The organism is Nonomuraea sp. NPDC050540 (assembly GCF_044457485.1).
In the GTDB taxonomy this organism is placed as follows: Bacteria; Actinomycetota; Actinomycetes; order Streptosporangiales; family Streptosporangiaceae; genus Nonomuraea.
In genome coordinates, this window is sequence record NZ_JBITHA010000003.1 from 123,635 (window position 1) to 143,800 (window position 20,166).

Annotated in this window: 20 protein-coding genes; 10 read left to right on the forward strand and 10 right to left on the reverse strand. The window is 71.2% G+C overall.

Going from position 1 to position 20,166, the window contains the following annotated elements:
* Positions 1-21 precede the first annotated feature (21 nt).
* Entirely contained in the window at positions 22-843 is an 822-nt protein-coding gene (panB, locus tag ACIBI5_RS10930) for a 3-methyl-2-oxobutanoate hydroxymethyltransferase (protein WP_397245511.1), read from the reverse strand.
* 129 nt (positions 844-972) lie between these two features.
* On the opposite strand from panB, the gene ACIBI5_RS10935 reads away from it, so the two are divergent.
* The 5 genes from ACIBI5_RS10935 (at position 973) to ACIBI5_RS10955 (ending at position 5,020) form a co-directional block, all read left to right on the forward strand.
* Positions 973-2,235 (forward strand): MFS transporter, encoded by a 1,263-nt coding sequence (locus tag ACIBI5_RS10935; protein ID WP_397245513.1) that lies wholly within the window; start codon positions 973-975, stop codon positions 2,233-2,235.
* 30 nt (positions 2,236-2,265) lie between these two features.
* Positions 2,266-2,685 (forward strand): BlaI/MecI/CopY family transcriptional regulator, encoded by a 420-nt coding sequence (locus tag ACIBI5_RS10940; RefSeq protein ID WP_397245515.1) that lies wholly within the window; start codon positions 2,266-2,268, stop codon positions 2,683-2,685.
* A complete protein-coding gene (locus ACIBI5_RS10945) occupies positions 2,682-3,641 on the forward strand; it encodes a M56 family metallopeptidase (protein ID WP_397245517.1) in 960 nt (319 codons plus the stop codon). The genes ACIBI5_RS10940 and ACIBI5_RS10945 overlap by 4 nt, the downstream gene beginning before the upstream one ends.
* Before the next feature lie 100 nt (positions 3,642-3,741).
* Positions 3,742-4,461, forward strand: a complete 720-nt coding sequence (locus ACIBI5_RS10950) for a DsbA family protein (RefSeq protein ID WP_397245519.1) — start codon at positions 3,742-3,744, stop codon at positions 4,459-4,461.
* Positions 4,442-5,020, forward strand: coding sequence for a vitamin K epoxide reductase family protein (locus ACIBI5_RS10955; protein ID WP_397245521.1), 579 nt, complete (start codon positions 4,442-4,444; stop codon positions 5,018-5,020). Before ACIBI5_RS10950 ends, ACIBI5_RS10955 begins: the two co-directional genes overlap by 20 nt.
* Before the next feature lie 216 nt (positions 5,021-5,236).
* On the opposite strand, the gene ACIBI5_RS10960 is transcribed toward ACIBI5_RS10955, so the two are convergent.
* The 7 genes from ACIBI5_RS10960 to glnA all read right to left on the reverse strand — a co-directional run bounded on the left by ACIBI5_RS10960 (position 5,237) and on the right by glnA (position 13,319).
* Entirely contained in the window at positions 5,237-5,797 is a 561-nt protein-coding gene (locus tag ACIBI5_RS10960) for a TetR/AcrR family transcriptional regulator (protein ID WP_397245523.1), read from the reverse strand.
* The gene (locus ACIBI5_RS10965) at positions 5,794-7,020 is read right to left on the reverse strand and encodes a hypothetical protein (protein WP_397245525.1); all 1,227 of its coding nucleotides are present in this window, start codon (positions 7,018-7,020) and stop codon (positions 5,794-5,796) included. Before ACIBI5_RS10965 ends, ACIBI5_RS10960 begins: the two co-directional genes overlap by 4 nt.
* Entirely contained in the window at positions 7,017-7,400 is a 384-nt protein-coding gene (locus ACIBI5_RS10970) for a hypothetical protein (protein ID WP_397245528.1), read from the reverse strand. The genes ACIBI5_RS10965 and ACIBI5_RS10970 overlap by 4 nt, the downstream gene beginning before the upstream one ends.
* The gene (locus ACIBI5_RS10975) at positions 7,397-9,559 is read right to left on the reverse strand and encodes a right-handed parallel beta-helix repeat-containing protein (RefSeq protein WP_397245531.1); all 2,163 of its coding nucleotides are present in this window, start codon (positions 9,557-9,559) and stop codon (positions 7,397-7,399) included. Before ACIBI5_RS10975 ends, ACIBI5_RS10970 begins: the two co-directional genes overlap by 4 nt.
* Positions 9,560-9,662: 103 nt before the next feature.
* Positions 9,663-10,265, reverse strand: a complete 603-nt coding sequence (locus tag ACIBI5_RS10980) for a TetR/AcrR family transcriptional regulator (protein ID WP_397245533.1) — start codon at positions 10,263-10,265, stop codon at positions 9,663-9,665.
* Positions 10,266-10,272: 7 nt separating this feature from the next.
* Positions 10,273-11,811 carry an MFS transporter gene (locus tag ACIBI5_RS10985; RefSeq protein WP_397245535.1) on the reverse strand — a complete coding sequence of 513 codons (1,539 nt, stop codon included), beginning with the start codon at positions 11,809-11,811 and terminating at the stop codon, positions 10,273-10,275.
* A gap of 146 nt (positions 11,812-11,957) precedes the next feature.
* On the reverse strand, positions 11,958-13,319 hold the full coding sequence (glnA, locus tag ACIBI5_RS10990; protein WP_379611505.1) for a type I glutamate--ammonia ligase: 1,362 nt from the start codon (positions 13,317-13,319) through the stop codon (positions 11,958-11,960).
* A 152-nt stretch (positions 13,320-13,471) separates the two neighbouring features.
* On the opposite strand from glnA, the gene ACIBI5_RS10995 reads away from it, so the two are divergent.
* Genes ACIBI5_RS10995 through ACIBI5_RS11005 form a run of 3 tightly spaced genes read left to right on the forward strand, consistent with a single transcriptional unit; the run spans position 13,472 to position 15,507 of the window.
* A complete protein-coding gene (locus ACIBI5_RS10995; protein ID WP_397245537.1) occupies positions 13,472-14,017 on the forward strand; it encodes an EF-hand domain-containing protein in 546 nt (181 codons plus the stop codon).
* Positions 14,018-14,031: 14 nt separating this feature from the next.
* Positions 14,032-14,988: a terpene synthase family protein gene (locus ACIBI5_RS11000; RefSeq protein WP_397245539.1), complete on the forward strand. Its 957-nt coding sequence runs from the start codon at positions 14,032-14,034 to the stop codon at positions 14,986-14,988.
* A gap of 30 nt (positions 14,989-15,018) precedes the next feature.
* Positions 15,019-15,507 (forward strand): expansin C-terminal domain-related protein, encoded by a 489-nt coding sequence (locus tag ACIBI5_RS11005; protein ID WP_397245541.1) that lies wholly within the window; start codon positions 15,019-15,021, stop codon positions 15,505-15,507.
* Here the strand turns inward: ACIBI5_RS11005 and ACIBI5_RS11010 are convergent.
* Positions 15,451-16,437, reverse strand: coding sequence for a DUF5937 family protein (locus ACIBI5_RS11010; protein WP_397245543.1), 987 nt, complete (start codon positions 16,435-16,437; stop codon positions 15,451-15,453). The two genes, ACIBI5_RS11005 and ACIBI5_RS11010, sit on opposite strands and share 57 nt — an antisense overlap.
* 59 nt (positions 16,438-16,496) lie before the next feature.
* Between ACIBI5_RS11010 and ACIBI5_RS11015 the strand changes: the two genes are divergently transcribed.
* Positions 16,497-17,711 (forward strand): MDR family MFS transporter, encoded by a 1,215-nt coding sequence (locus tag ACIBI5_RS11015; RefSeq protein ID WP_397245545.1) that lies wholly within the window; start codon positions 16,497-16,499, stop codon positions 17,709-17,711.
* A gap of 68 nt (positions 17,712-17,779) precedes the next feature.
* Positions 17,780-19,549, forward strand: a complete 1,770-nt coding sequence (locus ACIBI5_RS11020; RefSeq protein ID WP_397245547.1) for an NAD+ synthase — start codon at positions 17,780-17,782, stop codon at positions 19,547-19,549.
* Here ACIBI5_RS11020 and ACIBI5_RS11025 read toward each other — a convergent pair.
* Positions 19,546-20,109 (reverse strand): TetR/AcrR family transcriptional regulator, encoded by a 564-nt coding sequence (locus tag ACIBI5_RS11025; RefSeq protein ID WP_397245549.1) that lies wholly within the window; start codon positions 20,107-20,109, stop codon positions 19,546-19,548. The genes ACIBI5_RS11020 and ACIBI5_RS11025 overlap by 4 nt on opposite strands.
* Between the last annotated feature and the right edge of the window lie 57 nt (positions 20,110-20,166).

Below are 20,166 nucleotides of genomic sequence, written 5' to 3' on the forward strand. Positions count from 1 at the left end.
CGCCCTGCGGAACCGCGGACGTCAGGTGTAGGTGTGCTCGGCGGACGGGAACGTGCCCGACACCACCTCGTCCGAGAACGCGCGGACGGCGCGGTCGAGGTCGGCGGCCAGCGTGCCGTAGGCCTTCACGAACTTGGCCGGGTGCTCCGTCAGGCCCATCATGTCCTGCCAGACCAGGACCTGGGCGTCAGGAGCGGCACCCGCGCCGATGCCGATCGTCGGGATGGACAGCGACGTCGTGACCCGCTCGGCCAGCTCGGCGGGCACGCATTCGAGCACCACCGCGAACGCGCCGGCCCGTTCGAGGTCCTTGGCGTCGGCCATGAGCTCGTCGCCCGACTGGCCGCGCCCCTGGACGCGGTAGCCGCCGAGGGCGTTGACCGACTGCGGAGTCAGCCCGAGGTGCCCCATCACCGGAACCCCCGCCGACACCAGCAGCTCCACCTGCGGCAGCACCCGGCGCCCGCCCTCCAGCTTGATCGCGTGCGCCCCCGCCTCCTTCATGAAGCGGGCCGAGGTCTCCAGGGCCTGCGCGGGCGAGCCCTGGTAGGAGCCGAACGGCAGGTCGGCGACGACCAGCGCGCGCGAGGACCCGCGCACCACCGCCGCCGTCAGCGGCAGCAGGTCGTCGACGGTGACGGGCAGGGTGGAGTCGTAGCCGTAGACGACCATGGCCGCCGAGTCGCCGACCAGCAGCACCGGCACCCCGGCCCGGTCGAACGCGCGGGCGGTCATCGCGTCGTACGCGGTGAGCATGGGCCACTTCTCGCCCCGCTCCTTGGCCTGGGCCAGATCGCGGATGGTGACCCGGCGGCCCGTGACGCCGCCATACAGAGAGGACATGGAACAACCCTCCTGAACAAAGCCTCGAGTCGCCCCAGTGGCGTACCCGGACACCATCGATGATGCCTCACCCGGGCGGGAAGTGTCAGTGCGACCCGTCACAATAGGGGTCGGAGGTAAGTAACAATCATGGCGATCGAGCCTTACCGGCACCTGCTGCGGCTGCCCGGTGTCCGGAACCTGCTGCTGATCGGGCTGTTCGCCCGTGTCCCGTCCACGGCGACGGGCATGGCGCTGACCCTGCACGTGGCATACTCCCTCGACCTCGGATTCGCCAAGGCCGGCCTGGTCACGATGGCCAGCACGGTCGGCATGGCGGTGGGTTCGCCGTTGTCGGGGCGCTTCGTCGACAAGTACGGCCTGCGCCCCGTCCTCATCACCACCACCCTCGCCCAGGCGGTGTTCTGGGCCACCGCCTGGGCGCTGCCGTTCCCCGTGCTGGCGGTCGCGGCGGCGGTGGCCGGGCTGCTGGCGCTGCCGGTGTTCAGCGTCATCAGGCAGTGCCTGGCCGCCCTGGTCCCGCCGGAGCAGCGCCGGATGGGCTTCTCCCTCGACTCGATGCTGGTCGAGCTGGCGTACATGGCCGGGCCCGCTCTGGCCGTCGCGGGCGTCACGACGCTCGGCAGCACGTGGACGATGACGGTCGTCGCCGTCGGCCTGGTCGGCTCCGGCACCGCCCTGACCCTGCTCAACCCGCCCACCCGCTCGGCCGAGGAACTGCTGGTGGAGCAGGCCCGGGTGCCGCGCCGCCAGTGGCTGACGCCCGCGTTCGTGGCGCTGCTGGGCACGACCGCCGCGGCCACGTTCATCCTGACCGCCTCCGAGCTCGCGATGGTGGCCACGATGAAGAACGCCGGCCACGTCGGCTGGGTGGGCCTGGCGGTGGCGATCTGGTGCTTCTACTCGCTGGCCGGCGGCTTCGTCTACGGCGGCCTGTCGCGGGGCTTCTCGCCGCTGCTGCTGATCGGGCTGATGGGCGTGCTGACGATCCCGGTCGGGCTGGTCGGCGGCGACTGGCGCCTGCTGCTGCTCGCCCTGGTCCCGGCGGGCGTCCTGTGCGCGCCCGCCCTGTCCAGCACCGTCGACACGGCCAGCCGCTGGGTCCCGGCCGCGGCCAGGGGCGAGGCGATGGGCTTCCACGGCACCGCGCTGCTGATCGGGGGCGCGTCGTCCGCGCCGATCGCGGGCGCCCTCATCGACGGGTACGGCCCCGCCTGGGCGTTCGCCGCGGCAGGCCTGGTGGGCGTGGTCATGGTGCTGATCGCCCTCCCGCTGTGGCGGCGCCGCCCGGCCGTCCTCGTCCCCGCCCCGGTCGCCGGGGAGACGGCCGCCCCGCCCCTCACCTCGGCGATGACCCCTGCGCCCCCCATCGCGGGCGAGCGTCTACCGTAGAGCGGGACATCTCGCGAGAGGGGTACGGCGGTGCGGCTCGGCAACCTGGAGCGCTCGGTCATGGAGGCACTCTGGGCGCACCCGGAGGGGATCCTGGCCCAGGACCTCGCCGCCGCGCTGCCCTCCTCGCCCGCCGTGACGACCGTGCTGACCGTGCTGGTGCGCCTGTCGCGCAAGGGGCTGGCGACCAGGGAGCGGGCCGGCCGGGCGCATCTGTACCGCGCGGCGGCGGGCAAGGACGCCTTCGTGGCCGAGGCCATGCGGGAGGCGCTGGACGAGGCCGGTGACGTGGAGGCGGCGGTGAGCCGGTTCGTGGGCGCGGTGTCACCGGAGGTGGCGGCCGCCCTCCGGGCCGCCCTGGTGGACCGCCCCGACCTGACGGCGACCCGGGAAGCGGACAGCGGCGGTGTGGACCGTTTCCCGGGTACGGACAGGGGCGGGGGGTCGTGACGTTCTGGCTGGTCGTGGCCGGGATGGCGCTCGTGCCCGCGGTGTTCGGCGGGCGGGTGGCCGCGGCGCTGGCCGGGGCGGAGTGGGCGCGGCGCCATCCCCGGGCGGCGCTGGTGCTCTGGCAGGCGATCGGGCTGGCCGGTGGGCTCGGGGCCGTGGGGGTGGGGCTGGTCGCGGCGGTCGCCCCGCTGGCGGCGGCCTTTCCGCATGGGATGCACACGTTCGGGCACCAGGTGGTCGACGGGCGCGGCCTGGACGGGCTCGGTCCCGGTCATCACCTGGCGCTGGCCTGGTCGGGCGCCTTGATCGCCTGGCTCGTGGCGCACACGGCCCGCACCGCCGTCAGGACCGTGGCCAGGCAACGCCGCCAGCGCACGCTCGTGGACATCCTGGCCGAACGGGTCGACGAGCGCGAGGTGGGCCTGCCGGCCGGCCGTGAGGTGTACGTGCTGCCGGGCGCCGCGCCCGTGGCCTACTGCGTGCCCGGGTGGCGGTCCCGGGTGGTGCTGAGCCGCGGGGCGCTCGATCTGCTGGATCCCGCCGAGCTCCGGGCGGTGCTTGTCCACGAGCGGGCTCACGCGCGGGGCCGGCATGACCTGTTCCTGATGCCGTTCGCGGCGCTGGCCGCCGCCTTTCCGTGGCTGCCGGTGGTGAAGGCGGCGCGGCGGGCCGTACCGGTGCTGCTGGAGATGCTCGCCGACGACCGGGCGCGGCGGGTGAGCGGCGATCGCACGCTGGCCCGCGCGATCGTGCTCATGGCCGTCCCGAAGGGGCCCGAGGGGGCGTTCCGGGTGGCCGACGAGGGTGTGGCGCAGCGGGTGGAACGCCTGCTCGGCACGTCGCGGGGCCGCAGGTGGATCCCGGCCGCCGTGTACACCGCCGCGCTGGTCCTGATGAGCGGCCCGGTGGCGGTCCTGGTCGCCCCGGTGGCCTGCGGCGCCTTCTGGCCCGGCTGAGCCCGATGTTGTCCGACCGACGGACCGACCACTGCCCTCGTCTTCTACGCTATGTAGAAATCCAACTTTCTACGTGACGTAGAAACTCCAGGGAGGCCACGTGTCGGACGAGCAGGATCGGGCCCAGGCGCGCCGCGCCAAGGTCGAGGCCATGCGCGAGGAAGACGACCGCCTGCGCGCCAGAAAGCGCAACACCGCCTTCGTCCTGACCGCCATCGCCGTCTTCGCGGTCGTGGTCGCCGCCGTCCTGGTGGTCAGCAGGTCCGGCGGGCAGGCGCCGGCCGAGCGGGCCCAGGTGGTACGCGCCGACAGCCACCGCCTCCAGACCGCCCAGGACGGCAAGGTCACGCTGGTGGAGTTCCTGGACTTCGAGTGCGAGGCCTGCGGCGCCGCGTTCCCGGTGATCGAGCAGTTGCGCAAGCAGTACCAGGGCAAGGTCACCTTCGTCGCCCGCTACTTCCCGATCGCCAGCCACTTCAACGCCGAGCGCGCCGCGCGGGCGGTCGAGGCGGCGGCCAGGCAGGGCCGCTTCGACGCCATGTACCAGCGCATGTACCAGACGCAGAAGCAGTGGGCCGAGAAGCAGACCCCTGCCGACAAGCTGTTCAGGGAGTTCGCGCAGAGCATGGGTCTGGACATGGCCGCCTGGGACAAGGCCTACGCCGCCGAGGACACGCTGGCCCGCATCAACAAGGACGTCGCCGACGGGCAGGCGCTCGGCGTCGAGGGCACCCCCACGTTCTTCCTGAACGGCCAGAAGCTCCAGCCCAAGTCCACCGACGACATCAAGGCGGCCATCGATGCGGCTCTCGCCAAGTGAGCGGCGGGCGGAGCCGTTCCCGCGGCTGCTGCCGTACCTGCTGCTGGTCGGCGGCGGGATCGGGCTGGTCGCCGCGTTCGTGCTGACGGTCGAGAAGATCGCGCTGCTGAAGAACCCCGGGTACGTCCCGAGCTGCAGCATCAACCCGGTCCTGTCGTGCGGCTCGATCATGTCCACGCCGCAGGCGGAGCTGTTCGGCTTCCCCAACCCGCTGCTGGGCGTGGCCGGGTTCGCGATCGTCACGACCACCGGCGCCGCGCTGCTGGCCGGGGCGGCGCCGAAGCGGTGGTTCTGGGCGGGGCTGCAGATCGGGGTCACCGCGGGCGTCGTGTTCGTGCACTGGCTGATCTACCAGAGCCTCTACGTGATCGGCGCGCTCTGCCCGTACTGCATGGTCGTGTGGGCGGTGACGATCCCGGTCTTCCTCTACGTCACGCTCAGGAACCTCGCCCGCCCCTTCGCCCGCAACCACGTGATCGTGCTGACGCTGTGGTACCTGGCCGTCCTCGCACTGATCACCATCCGATTCTGGACATACTGGAGCAGCCTGGTCACCTAGGACGCCGTGCCCGCGGTGACCTCGGGGCAGCTGAGCGTTTCCCGCAGGCTTCGTTCCCGCCTAGAAATGCGGCGACATTCAGGCGATCGTGATGCCGCCGGGCTCGCGGATTTTCACCGCTGCGACGACCGCCCCGGCCTCGGTGCTTCAGGACATCGCCGACGTGCACCCGCGGAAGTTCGAGGCCTCCGGGTGCCGGTGAGGCGGTGAACTCCGCTATCCCTGGAGGCGTGTGCCGCCGGGATCGTGGGCAGGTGCGTCCAGTCGTAGTGCGAGGTAGGCGCGGAGCATGGTCTTGGTCTCGGCGATCAGGTGTGGCTCGTCGTGGTGGGCGCGTAGCAGCGCGTCCGCCGCCTCCACCGCGATGAGCAGCACTCCGCTGTCACAAACCAGCCCAGCCTGTACGGCCAGCACCTCCGCCAGCGCCTCGGCCACCTCGGCGTTCGCCCCGAAGTCGACCACCGCGAACCCCGGCACCGTCCGCTTCATCTCCAGGTACTCGTCGACCACGGCCTCCACCAGCGGCTCCCAGTGGGTGATCCCGCGCCCGCGCACCCGGCGCACGAACGCGGCCAGGTTCCGTGCCGCCAGCGCGTCGGCCAGTTCCCGCTTGTCGCGGAAGTACCGGTAGACCGAGCCGATCGGCAGTCCGGTCACCGCCGCGACCCTGCGGGTGCTGAGCCTTTCGTAGCCGCCCTCGTTGAGTAGCCGGGCGGCGGCGTCGAGGATGCGTTCGACCCGCTCGGCGCTGCGCCGCTGGACCGGTGCCCGCCTCATGCGGCCAGCAGCAGGGTCAGGCCGCCGACGGTGTAGCAGATCATGAGCACGAACATCGGGATCTGGCCGGCGACCGCCCGCGCGGGCGGCAGCAGGCGTACCGACCGGTCGTGCGCGGCCACCACGCCCGCCACGTGCCCGATGACGATGGCCAGCACCTGCACCGCGGCGATCGTCGCCGGGCTCACCGCCTCCAGGTCCACCTCGGCCCGCAGCCCCAGCGCCAGCACGAACGCCCGCTGGCCCTCGATCACCAGCAGCGAGAAATAGTGGGCGACCAGGTAGCCGACGGCGATGGGCACCAGCGAGTGCGCGAACCTCGGCGCCAGCCCGCGCGCGCCGCCGATGCGCCCGGCCAGCCACAGGCAGCCCGCGTACAGCGCCGCCACCAGCACGATCGCCCCTGCCAGCCCGGCGGTGCCCAGCACGACCCGGCCCGGTGCACCCGACTGCAGCGCCTCCACCCAGACCGGCGCGCCGGAGAACCCGTCGTACCCGGTGCTCCCGAGCAGCACGCACACGGTCGCGACCAGCCCCGGCGCCGGCCGGACGGCATCCAGCCCGTCGAACGGATTGCGCAGCACGAGCCGCCCGTCAGCCCGCCGGCCGAACGGGGCGAGCTGTCCGATCAGCGTCGAATACACCTCGAAGGCCTCGCCTCGGGCCAGCCACGCGTGGCCGTACCGGAGCGTGGCGAGGATGTGCGCGCAGCCGTACACCAGCAGAAAGACCAGCAGTGTGTACGGCGCGGCGGGCTCCGGCGAGACGAGCTCCACCCACGTGAACGCCAGCAGCCCGGCGGCGGCCGGCCAGTAGCCGAGCCGTGGGGGCAGCGGGCGGCGCGCACGGTCCGGCAGCAGCCGCAACGGGCTCAGCACCCGCCACACCGGCCCGAACGCCAGCGAAGCCGGCACCAGCCCCACCCAGAAGATCACATAGACCAGATGCGGCCCCGCGTTGCCCTCCTCGGGCCCCAGCACGAGCCACCCCACCGTGTACCCGACGATCAGAAGCGTGACCACCCGCAACATCCGCGACATCGCGGGCAGGCGCAGCGGCAGCACGCGTCCCGCGACCTCACCGCGGAATCGCGAGTCCGGCCACAGCAGCCCCAGCGCCAGGAACGACACCACCAGCGCCGCGAACGCCCCCGCGTACGCGTAGAACAGCGGGATCGGCAGGTCACCTCGGCTGCCGACCCCGTGCGCCAGAATCCCGCTCACTTCACCGCCAGCTGGGTGAGCACCAGCTTGTTCTCATGCGTCTCCACCTGGAACACCCCGGCCACGTCCGCCGTGAACCGCACCGTGACCGCCTTGCCCGCCAGCAGCTCGGCCTCGACGTCATAGCCGTGCACGTGGACCTCGTCGGAGACGTCGCTGGTCACGGTGATGGCGACCCGCTGTCCCTTCCTGATCTCCACCCAACCCGACGGCGGGCTGACCTTCCCTTGCGCGATCGCGATCGGCACCACGACCTCGCCGTTGACCGTACGGGGCGGCGCGGTGGCCACCTCGTGGCTGTTGCCGGGCCGATGATGCGTCTCGGACAACTGCCCGCACCCCGCCACCAGCACGACCGCCACCACCAGCAGCCGTCTCACCCGACCACCCCCCGCTCTCCGGTACGGCGGCGCGGCGCCAGCACCACCACCGCCCACAGCACCCAGACCCCGGTGAGCAGCCCCCGCACCCAGCCGGGACCCAGCGGAATGAACGGAATCAGGTGAACCGCCCGGTCAAAGGCATCCGCCGCGGTCAGTACCCCGAGCACCACCGTGAACCATCCGAACACCGGCCTGACCCGCCGCGCCACGGCACCCAGGCAGACCAGCCACCCCGCCACCCCGGCCAGCGCGACCGCCGTGAGCAGCGGCGAGTCGAGGGAAGCGGCCACCACGTCAAGCACCAGCCCGGCCACCCCCACCACCGTCCCCACCACAAGCCCCACCCCACGCGTCGGGTCTGGCGTGGCCCGAGCGTTCGCGGTGGTGCTTGGTTCAGCCGTTGCGGGGACCGTCACCTCGGCGGGCGCGCTCTCCCCGAGGCTCGGTGTCCCGGGAGGCGCCTGTGCCGTCTTCTGCGGGGTCGCGTCGGCGGACGGCCGGGCCGGGCCGCGGTACCAGAACAGAACGGCCAGCAACCCCAGCACCAGCGACCCGCCCAACGCCAGCTGCGCCTCCACCCTCCCCAGCCCCGCAGCCCCGAACCAGTCGCACCCCGCGGGCAGCCGGACGTCCTGGGCCGAGAAGTCCGAGCACAGGTACAGCTTGAGGATCTTCACCGGCTCGGCCACCCACCGGTGCGACCCGCCCGACACTCCGGGCGCCGAGGCCGCGCACACCGGCAGCGCCTGCGGCGAGGACGGCCCGGTGTCGCCCTGGAAGCAGTTGCCCGTGCCCTGCCCGTCCCACCACACGTCGCGCCCGTTGGGACGTTGTTCGCCGGTCGGGCTGAGGCCGAAGACGTTGCCCTCGTAGCGGTTGTGGTTGGAGGTGTCGGCCTGCTTGGCGAGCGACTCCTCGCCCCGGATGAACGCCGGCACCCCGAACAGGTGGAACGCGCTGCCGGCGTGGCCCCAGATCCGGTTGTTCCTGAAGACGTTGTAGTTGCCGCCCGCGACCAGGACGCCGGTGCCCGGCGGCACGCCGACCTGGGGGCAGACCACGCCCTTCTCGTAACCGCGTTCGGCGGGCGGCTTCGCGCAGGTGCCGTCGCGCGTGTACCGGTAGTAGTCGCGGTTGTTGTTGTAGATCTTGTTGTTCTCGAACTTCGCGTGGTTCTGCGGGAGCCCGGGGTGGTCGGGCCAGAGGCTGTCCATCGTGGCGCCGACCATGTTGTCGTAGAACTCGTTGTCGTGCACCCACATCGAGTCGCCCGCGGTGCCCGAGTAGCCGAGCGCGTTGTCGTGGCTCTTGCAGCGGCGGATCTCGATGGCGTAGCGCGGGACGTCGTGGCCCCGGCCGTCGTTGAGGTTGGAGGCGCTGCCGGGGTAGAGGCCGCCGTCGCCGTTGCCGTAGGACTCGCAGTCGGTGTAGAGGCCGTGGTCGCTGGCGAAGGTGAGGAAGCCGTACTCGTCGTTCCAGCGGGTCAGCACCTTGTCGATGACGAAGCCATCGGTCTCCAGGACGTACAGGGAGTTGAAGGTGGTGCGCTGGGCGGTGAAGTTGCGGAAGTAGATGCCGTTCGTGCGGTCGGCGCGGATGGCGTTGAGCTTGCGGTACTCCGCGTCGATGACCACGTCCAGCGGCCCGGCGCCGGTGCCCTCGATCTGCAGATCCTTCTTGCCGAGGATCGCGACGAGGTTCTGGTTGTGCGGGCAGGCCTGCTGTTGTTCGAAGGAGAGGATCTGGTAGCCCCAGCTGGACCAGCGGGCGGGGAGGTTCGCGCACGCGCCGGTGGGGGCGGCCCGGCTGGGCTCTTCCAGGTAGAGCCCGGGGAGGATGGCGATCGCCATGCCCGGCCTGCCGACCTTGTCGACGGCTTCCTGGAGGTTTCTGAAGCCCTTTTGCTGACATAACTCGTAGAGCTGGATATTTCGCTGCTTGAGGGCTTCGGGGAAGTTCTCGATGCGGCGCTCGAAGTCGGGCCGGTCGCTCTTGCAGACCAGCAGATCGGGCTCGGCCTGCCGGTGGGCCGGGACACTGCCGCTGCCGTCCGGGAGCGTGACCTCGCGCTCCTCGTGGGCCAGTGCGGCGGTGGCGGGTAACAGGAGCCCTAATGTCAGGGCGCCTAAGGCCACGATCCTGCGCATGGGGGGCATGGCCGCGAGACTAGAACATTGCTCACGTTCTGCCCAGGCCCAGCGACGCCATTCCCCATCCCTGGTACGGCGGGCCGTCTCCGCCGTACCGGCAAGGGATGGTTCAGGGTGCGATTCCGGCCAGGACCTGATCGACGATGCCCTCGGCCAGTTCGGGGCCGCGCTCCGCGGTGTCGCCCCACTTGGTGAACCAGACCATCGTGCCGGTCAGGATGGCCATGGCCAGCTCGACCTCCAGCGTGGAGCGGAGCTCGCCGCTGGCCATGCCCCGCTCCAGGACCTTGCGCATCGCCGCCCGCCGCGGCTCGATCGCGATCTTCCTGAACTTCTCGAACAGGTGCGGATAGCGGTCCGACTCGCTCAGCGCGATGTTCATCACGCACTTGGTCCTGACATGTCCGGACTCGTCGCGCATCTGGTCGAGCAGCGTGACCAGGTCGTCGCGCACCGACTCGCCCGCCAGCGGCGGCACCGGCGCCTTCAGCGTGGCCAGGGCGTCGACCACGAGGTCCTCTTTGTTCGACCAGCGCCGGTAGATCGTCGTCTTGCCGGCCCCGGCCCTGGCCGCGATCGCCTCGATCGACAGCTCGGAGATGCCCATGCCCTCGCCGATGAGGTCGAGAGTGGCCTCGAGAATGGCCTTCTCGGCCTTTTCGCTACGCGGCCGGCCCGCCGGACGGGCCGCCCCTGCATCCTGAATCGTCATCGCGGCCTCACACTACCGCTGGTTCCTTGTCGTCCACGGGCAGGACCGCCGCGGCCTTGCCCGGCATCCACTTGGCGACCACCCCGACGCCCCCGAGGGCGATGACGGCCGAGACCAGAGCGGTCACGTGCATGCCGTCGATGAAGGCGTTGAAGGCGGGGCCGAGGATCGCCGGGTCGCCCTGCGCCGCGGCGACCGTGTTGGTGATGGATTCGCCGGCCGCGTGCCGTACCGCCTCGGGAAGGCCGGTCAGAGCGGGGGCCACCTCGCTGCGGTACGCGGAGGACAGGACCGCGCCCAGGACGGCCACGCCGAGCGCGCCGGCGACCTGGCGGACGGTGTTGCTCATCGCGGAGCCGACGCCCGCCTTCTCGCGGGGCAGCGCCTCCATGATCGCGGTCGTCGCGGGCGGCATGATGTTGGCCATCGCGGCGCCCTGGATGAAGAAGACGATCTCGATGAGCACGATCGGGGTGTTCTGGTCGAACAGCGCGTAACTGGCCAGGATCAGCGCGATGATCGCCATGGCGACGGTCGAGGAGAGCTTGGCGCCGAAGCGCTCGTTGATCCGCTGGCTGAGCGGCGCGAAGATGAGCTGCGCGGCGGCGAACGGGATCATCATGGCCCCCGCCTGCAGCGCGCTGAACCCCAGCACGATCTGCAGGTAGAAGGTCAGGAAGAACATCCCGCCCATCATCGCGAAGAAGACGATGCCCATCATGCCGATGGCCGAGCTGAAGCGGACGTTGGAGAAGTTGCGGACGTCGAAGGCGGGGTGCTCGACGCGCCGCTCCCACCAGACGAAGGCGCCCAGCACGAGCAGGCCGAACAGCGTCGGCAGCAGGACCTCGGCGTTGACGACCGAGCCCAGTTCGCCGCCGCGGATGATGCCGTAGACGACCGCGACCAGGCCGATGATCGACAGGATCACGCCCACCGGGTCGAGCCTGGAGGGCTTGGGGTCACGCGACTCGGGCACGATCGTGCCGATGAGGATCATGCTGATGATCACGATGGGCACGTTGATCAGGAAGACCGAGCCCCACCAGAAGTGCTCGATCAGCAGGCCGCCGGTGATGGGGCCGATCGCCACCGCCAGGCCGACGCCGCCGGCCCAGACGCCGATGGCCTTGCCGCGCTCGTGGGGCGGGAAGACGTTGGAGATGATGGCCAGCGTGGCCGGCATGATCGCCGCGCCGCCGATGCCCATGGCCGCCCTGGCCAGGATCAGCTGTGTCGGATCCTGGCTGTAGGCGGAGGCCAGGGAGGCCAGCCCGAACAGCAGCATGCCGATGAACAGCATCCTCTTGCGCCCGGTACGGTCACCGATGACGCCGAAGGTGAACAACAGGCCGGCGAACACGAGGGTGTAGGAGTTGATCGCCCACTCCAGCTCGCTCTGGGTGGCGCCCAGTCCTTGGACCGGATCGGCGATCGTCTTCATCGCCACGTTCAGGATGGTGTTGTCGAGCACGACCGCCAGCAGGCTGAAGACGAGCACGCCAAGGATCGCCCATCTGCGGGGGTGTCCGTTGGTGGTTTCCATGGGGGAAGGGTCCTTAATTTCGATACGGGAAAGTTTCGCAACGTCACCGTATCGCAAGAGATTCCGATACGCAACGGTCCCGTTTCGTAACGAAGCTCACAAAAAAGGGGCCAAGGGGATGCGCCCCTCGGCCCCTCCGGAACCCGCTACAGAACCGGCAGGTAACGGCCCAGCTCGAACTCGGTGACCTGGCGGCGGTAGTCGCGCCACTCGGCCCGCTTGTTGCGCAGGAAGAAGTCGAAGACGTGCTCGCCCAGCGTCTCCGCGGCCAGCTCGCTCTGCTCCATGACCCCGATGGCCTCATCGAGCGACTGGGGGAGCGGCCGGATGCCCAGGGCGCGGCGTTCGGCGCTGGTCAGGGTCCAGACGTTGTCCTCGGCGGCCGCCGGGAGCTCGTACCCCTCCTCGATGCCCTTCAGGCCGGCGGCGAGGATGACGGCGAAGGCGAGGTAGGGGTTGCAGGCGGAATCCAGTGAGCGGAACTCGATGCGGGTCGAGCCGCCCTTGTGCGGCTTGTACATGGGGACGCGGACCAGCGCCGAGCGGTTGTTGTGGCCCCAGCAGATGTAGGAGGGGGCCTCGCCGCCCTGGCCGGCGATGGCCTCGGCGCCGCCCCAGAGGCGCTTGTAGGAGTTGACCCACTGGTTGGTGATCGCGGTGATCTCGGCGGCGTGCCGCAGCAGGCCGGCGATGAAGGAGCGGCCGGTCTTGGAGAGCTGGTACTCCGAGCCCGCCTCGTAGAAGGCGTTGCGGTCGCCCTCGAACAGCGACATGTGCGTGTGCATGCCGGAGCCCGGGTGCTCGGTGAACGGCTTGGGCATGAACGAGGCCCAGATGCCCTGCTCCAGCGCGACCTCCTTCATGACCAGGCGGAAGGTCATGATGTTGTCGGCGGTGGTGAGGGCGTCGGCGTAACGCAGGTCGATCTCCTGCTGGCCGGGCGCGCCCTCGTGGTGGCTGAACTCCACCGAGATGCCCATCGACTCCAGCATCATGATCGCCTGGCGCCGGAAGTCGTGGCCGGAGCTGTGCGGGGTGTGGTCGAAGTAGCCGCCCGCGTCGATCGGCTCCGGCTTCTCCCCGGTCACCGGGCGGTTCTTCAGCAGGAAGAACTCGATCTCGGGATGGGTGTAGAAGGTGAAGCCCATGTCGGCGCACTTGGCGAGCGTGCGCTTCAGCACCCAGCGCGGGTCGGCGTGGGAGGGCGAGCCGTCCGGCATCAGGATGTCGCAGAAGATACGGCCGGCGCCCGGATTCTCGCTGCGCCAGGGCAGGATCTGGAACGTCGACGGGTCCGGCTTGGCGAGCATGTCCGACTCGTAGACGCGGGCGAAGCCCTCGATGGCCGAGCCGTCGAAGCCGATGCCCTCGGCGAAGGCGCCTTCGAGCTCGGCGGGGGCGATGGCGACCGACTTGAGGAAGCCGAGGACGTCGGTGAACCACAGCCGGATGAACCGGATGTCGCGTTCCTCGAGCGTGCGGAGCACGAACTCCTGCTGGCGGTCCAAGGCAGCCCCTCGTGAAGACATCGGTGGTCGCTTACAGGATGCCGTGTCCGTGTTTCGCACACGTTACGTGCCCCTCCGGTGCGTGGCTCACTGACAAACCACCCGCGCCCACCTAATGTGAGCACGCAGATCAGTCTCGGGGGAGGCATTTCGTGGCTATCGACCTGCGCAATCACAAACTCGACCGCGCCTTCGACCACATCGACGTGAGTGGCGGCGGCGAGATCGAGCGTGCGGACCTTCTGGGTCTGGGCGCGCGCATCCTGGTGGGCTTCGGCGAGTCGCCGACCTCGGCGACCGGCACCAAGCTCGTCGACAGCTTCGACGGGATCTGGGCCGCCCTGTCCGGGGCGCTGGACCGCGACGCGGACGCGCGCATGACCCGGGAGGACTTCCACAAGGCGATGGCGGCGGCGTTCATCGACGGGGAGCGCTACGAGCCGGTCTTCCGTCCGGCGATCCAGGCGGTGGCGGAACTCTGCGACGCCGACGGCGACGGGTTCGTCAGGCCGGGCGAGTTCCGCACGATGCTGAGCGCCTTCGGCACCGCCTACGACGACGTGGACGAGGCCTTCGACCGCCTCGACCGCGCCGGGCAGGGGGTGCTTTCAGTGACGGACCTGGTCGAGGCGGCCAAGGAGTACTACACCGGCGAGGACCCGCACGCCTGCGGCAACTGGCTCTTCGGGCCCCTGTGATGGTGATCGCCTCGATGAGGGACGCGCTGCGTTCCGTGCTCGCGAGGAAGCCGGTGCTTCCCGCGCCCCGCCGCGGCGGCATTCCGGCCGAGGCGCTGCTGCCGCTGGTCGAGCGGGTCCCGGCGATGGCCGCGCCCTGCCGCATGCATCCGTCGGTGTACGCGATCGAGGCCGCCGTCCTCGACTGGGCCCGCAGGACGGGGCTGCGCGCCGATCCCGGCGTGGGCTTCCACCGGATGGCCGGGCGGGCGTTCGCGGAGTTCGACGCGGCCGCGGCGGCGTTGTTCGCGCAGTGGCTGACGTGGCTGTTCCACTTCGACGACGAGCTCGACGAGGGCCCGTGCCCGCTGGAGATCTTCCAGGGCCTGCTCCAAGGTACGGCGCAGCATCCGCTGGAGTCGGCGTTCGCCGATCTGTGGCGGGTGACCAGTGCCAGGATGAGCGACCGGTGGCGGGCCAGGTTCGCGATGGGGCTGCAGCGCCAGCACGACGCCTGCCGTACCGAGGCCAGGAACCGGGCGACGGGCCGGATCCCGACGATCGAGGAGTACCCGGCGCTGCGCAGGGGCACCGTCGGCCCCTACCTGTACGACCTGGTCGAGCCGTGCCTGCGCGTCGAGGTCCCGGACTGGGTGCACGCCTGCGACGCCTGGCGCGAGCTGGTGGAGGCGTGCAGCGACACGATCGCCTGGTGCAACGACGTGGCCTCGCGCCCGAAGGAGCAGGGCGACGCGCACAACCTGGTCGTCATCGCCATGCACGAGCTCGACCTGGACGAACGGGCGGCGACCGCGTGGGTGCTCGACCGCGTCGAGGAACGGTGCGCCGACATGCGCGCGGCGGCCCGCATGCTGCCGCTCGACGAGCTGGAGCCCAAGGAGGCCCGCGACGCCAGCAAGGTGGCCTGCGCCTACCTGGCCGCGCCGCGTGCCCACCTGGACTGGCTGCTGGAGTCGGCGCGCTATACGTAACGTGATCGCACGATCTCGCTATGTACTCATGTGGCGCGGCACAGACGGCGTAGGCGGCGGCGGGGGCTCAGTGCGATCTCGGCGCTGGGCGCGGCGGGCGTGGTGTTGTGGACGGTGAACCTGCTGAACGGGCCCGCCTGCGCGGCGCCGCGTGCCGATCCGCAGCTGGAGCGGTCGCTGGGCTTCGTGGTGAAGCCGGGTTCGGACGAGGAGTGGCTGGCCGTACAGGTGCTCGACCACGGCGGGCCGCTGCGCAGCGTCGAGGTCCGCGTGGACGGCCACTGGCGCGACCTGCGGCGGCGCGCCGACGGCTCCTGGGTGGCGCGCGACGGCGCGGGCGACGGCCCGTTCGCGTTCCGGGTGACCGACGTGCGCGCGCACCGCAGGACCGTCGACGACCTGGACCTGGTTCCCGGCGAGGTGCAGCGCACGGGCGTCTTCCTGTACGGCCCCGCCCGCCCCTCACCCGCTCCCACGCCGGCTCCCGCCGCTGCCGACAGCCAGCGCGTCGCCTGTTGAGGTACGCCGGTAGACGACCTGCTTGCCGACCCGCATGCCGACCGCGAGCCCGCCGTCGCTGAGCACGCCGAGATGCTGGCTGACCGCGCCGGCGGTGAGCGACATGCGGCGGGCCAGCGCCGAGGTCGTCGCCGGCTCGGCCAGCGCGAGCAGGATCTGCGCCCGGCTCCTGCCGATGAGGGCGGCCAGCGCGCCGGGCGCGGGCGGCGGCCCGTCCTCCCACAGGGTGCCGACGCCCAGCACGGGATAGATGAGCGCCGACTGGTACGGCGCGGTCATCACGGCGACCGACGGCCAGTAGAAGGCGCTCGGCACCAGGACCAGGCCGTCGCCGTGCAGGTCGCTGTCGTCGCACCAGGGGCGGTCGACGAGCAGCCGCTCGCCGGTCCAGACGACGGCGGGGTCGAGGGAGGCGAACAGCTCGCGGGCGCCGCCGGTGGCCAGTTGCCGCGAGCGGCGCAGCACGTCGCGTTCGAGCAGGCCGTAGACGCGCGGCCAGTACTCGGCGAAGCAGGCGTCCCAGTACGCCTGGAGCGCGTCGGCGGTCCGCCGCAGACCGGTGGCGGGGTCGGCGCGGAAACGTTCGGTCACCGCCCGGTCGACGTTCGCGACCTTGGACGCCTCCAGGGCGGCGGTCTCGGGCGGCGTTCGCCGTACCCGGTCGAGTTCCTGCGCGAAGTCGGGCAGCGGGGTGTCGGGCGGCGGCGTGAGGAAGTCGGCGAGGTAGCCCTCGGCGGGCACGAGCGCGAAGAGCTCGTCCATGTCGAGCTGGGCCAGGCGGGGGCGGACCGCCTTGATCCACGGCAGGTGGACCAGCTGGCGGGCGGGGTCCTGGAGCGTGCGCAGGCTGGCGACGAGCTCCCACAGCGGGGAGAAGCCGAAGCGGATCCTGGCGACGTCCTCGCTCTTCAGCTTCCAGGTCACTCCCATAGGTTTTAGTGTGCCCTAAATCGTTGGAGCCTCAAAAGCGGATATTTCATGCTCTGGGGGTGACTAACGCACTTGCCGAGAAGCCGTCTTTCCTACGATCGAAGGTCGGCGGGCTGCCCAGGCCCTTCTGGGCCCTGTGGAGCGGCACGCTCGTCAACCGCCTCGGCACCATGGTGCTGCCGTTCACCGGCGTGTACCTGACCCAGGCGCGCGGGCTGTCGGTCGCCGCCGCCGGACTCGTGATGGCCGTGTTCGGCGCGGGTTCGCTGATCTCCCAGTTGCTGGCCGGGGTGCTGACCGACCGGATCGGCCGCCGCGCCACGCTGGCCGGCGGCATGCTGGCCACCGCCGCCACCATGATGTGGCTCGGCTACAGCACCTCGTTGCCGTCGATCCTGGCCGCCATGTTCGTGCTCGGCATCGTGATCGACGCCTACCGGCCCGCCTCCAACGCGCTCGTGGCCGACCTGGTCCCGCCCGCCGAACGGCCGCGCGCCTACGGGCTTCTGTTCTGGGCGATCAACCTGGGCTACGCGGTGGGCATGACGGCGGGCGGCTGGCTGGCCGAGCTCGGGTTCGTCTGGCTGTTCTGGATCAACGCCGCCACCAGCGTGGCCTTCGCCGTCCTGGTGTGGCGGGCGGTGCCGGAGACCGCGCCGCCCCCGGCCGAGGGGACGGCCGGCGGCGGGTTCGGCACGGTGCTGCGCGACCGGGTCATGGTGGGCTTCACGCTCGTGGTGCTGGGCGACGCGCTCATGTACTCGCAGACGTTCACCATGCTGCCCGTCGCCATGACCAAGGTCGTCGGGCTCAGTACCGGCGAGTTCGGGCTGGCGATGGCGCTCAACGGAGTGCTCATCGTCGTGGTACAGCCGCTGGTGTCCAACTGGCTGGGCCGCCTGGACGCGCCCGTCACGCTGGCCGCCGGGCTGGCCGTCATGGCCGTCGGCTTCGCCCTCACGGCTTTCGTCACCAACGTGGCCATGCTCGCGTTCACCATCGTCGTCTGGACCGCCGGCGAGATCGTGACCGCGGGCATCGTCGGCACCATCGTCGCCGCCCTCGCCCCCGCCCACCTGCGCGGACGCTACTCCGGGCTGTTCGGCTTCGCCTGGTCGGTCTCGACCGTGCTCGCGCCGCTGGCCGGCAGCGCGCTGCTCGGCGTGAGCGCCGGCGCGCTGTGGTTCACGCTCGGCGGCGTCGGCATCCTCTCGGCCGCCGGGATGATCGCCCTCGGGCCCGCCGTCCGCCGCAGAAGCGCCCTGGCGGCCTAGAGCCCCGGGACATCCCCGCGCGGCAACGCTTCCGCAGGTACGAATGCGACGCGGACTAGGCTGGTCACGTGGCTCAACTGCGCATCGCGCTCGTCCAGACGAACCCGACGGTCGGCGACCTGTCCGCCAACGCCGACAAGCTGCTCGCGTGGACCCGCGAAGCGGCCGGGCGCGGCGCCCACCTCGCGGTCTTCACCGAGATGTTCCTCACCGGATATCCCGTCGAGGACCTCGTGCTCCGCACCTCCTTCGTGGAGGCCAGCATCCGCACGCTGGAGGAGTCGGCGGCCCGCCTGGCCGCGGAGGGGCTCGGCGAGCTGCCGGTGCTGGTCGGCTACGTCGACCGCGCCGGGCTCGCGCCGCGCGCCGGCCGGCCGAGGGGCGCGCCGCTCGACGCCGCCGCGCTGCTGCACCGCGGCGAGGTCGTCTACCGTACGGCCAAGCACCACCTGCCCAACTACGGCGTGTTCGACGAGTACCGCTACTTCGTCCGCGGCGACCGGCTGCCGATCTTCCGGCTGCACGGGGTCGACGTGGCCGTCGCGGTCTGCGAGGACCTCTGGCAGGACGGGGGGCCCGTGGCCGTCGTCGGTCAGGCGGGGGCCGGGCTGCTGGTCGCGCCGAACGCCTCGCCGTACGAGAAGGACAAGGACGACGTGCGGCTGGAGCTGTGCGCGCGGCGCGCGCGCGAGGCCGGCTGCCCGCTCGTCTACGTCAACCAGGTCGGCGGGCAGGACGAGCTGGTCTTCGACGGCGACTCGCTGGTCGTCGACGCGACGGGCGCGCTGGTGGCGCGGGCGCCGCAGTTCCAGGAGAACCTGCTCGTGGTGGACCTGGAGCTGGCCGTGTCCGACGCGCCGCCCTCGCAGGTCGCCTACGACGCCGGCGACGGCTCCACGATCACCGTCGACCGGTTCGTGCTGTCCCCCGAACCGCTCGCCCCCTACGAGCCGGCCCCGGCGCCGCTGGCCGCGCCGCTCGACGCGCCCGCCGAGGTCTACCACGCGCTTGTGCTGGCCGTACGCGACTACGTGGCCAAGAACGGCTTCCAGTCGGTCATCCTGGGCCTGTCAGGCGGCATCGACTCGGCCCTGACCGCGGCCATCGCCTCCGACGCCGTCGGCCCCTCGCGGGTCCACGTCGTGCTCATGCCCTCGCGCTACAGCTCCGAGCACTCCATCGGCGACGCGGAAGAGCTCGTGCGGCGGCAGGGCGTCCACGCGCGCGTCGTGCCCATCGGCGACATCGTCAACGGCTTCGAGAAGGAGATCGAGCTGTCCGGCCTGGCCGCGGAGAACCTCCAGGCAAGGGTACGCGGCATGATCCTCATGGGCCTGTCCAACGAGCACGGCCACCTGGTGCTGACCACCGGGAACAAGAGCGAGCTGGCCACCGGCTACTCCACCCTCTACGGCGACTCCGCCGGCGGCTTCGCGCCCATCAAGGACGTGCCGAAGACGATGGTGTGGGAGCTGGCCCGCTGGCGCAACGCCCACCACAGCCCGCTGTTCGCGATGGACGCCCCGTCCCCCATCCCGGAGAACTCCATCACCAAGGAGCCGAGCGCCGAACTCCGCCCCGACCAGCGCGACACCGACTCGCTGCCGCCGTACGAGGTGCTGGACCGGCTGCTGGACGACTACGTGGAGAAGGACATGGGCTCGGCCGAGCTCATCGCCGCCGGCCACGATCCGGCGCTGGTCACGCGGATCATCAGGCTGGTCGACCTGGCCGAGTACAAGCGCCGCCAGTACCCGCCAGGCCCCAAGATCACCCCGAAGAACTTCGGCCGTGACCGCCGCCTGCCCATCACCAGCCGCTGGCGCGAGGAGGTCTAACCCGCGGCCAGGACGGCCCGGCAGGTGGTCAGGATGAGGTCGTCCAGCTCCGGGGGAGGGGTGCGTCCGGCCAGGAGGTGGCGGCGGACGGCGCCGTAGGGGACGTCGGCCAGGACGAACATCAGGTGCTGCCGGTCCGTGCCGGGGTGACGCGCGAGGTAGGCGTCGAGGGCGCCGGTGGTCCGCTCGTCCACCGCCGCCAGTTCGGGACCCAGCTGGTCCGGCCACTGGGCGGCCAGGTCTTCCCTGCGGTGCAGGAGCAGGGCGGCGGCCGCGGCGGGGTTGGCGCGGCACCAGCGGGGCGTGTGCAGGGCCGCCGCCTCGACGTCGTCGTCGGCCATGGCGGCGGCGAAGCCCTCCTGGAAACCCTTCACGCACCGCAGCCACAGCGTGGCCAGCAGCAGGTCGCGGGAGGCGAAGCGGTGGTAGAGGGAACCGATCGGGGCGCCCGTGCGGGCCGAGACGGCGGTCATGGTGACGGCGGCGGGGCCGTCGGCGCCGAGGATGGCCAGCGCGGCGTCCAGCATCTGGTCCTGGGTGAATTTCGCCGGTCTTCCCACGCTCGCCCTTCGATGGTATTAGTGGATTGGTTCTAGAATGTATCATCTAATTGAGGA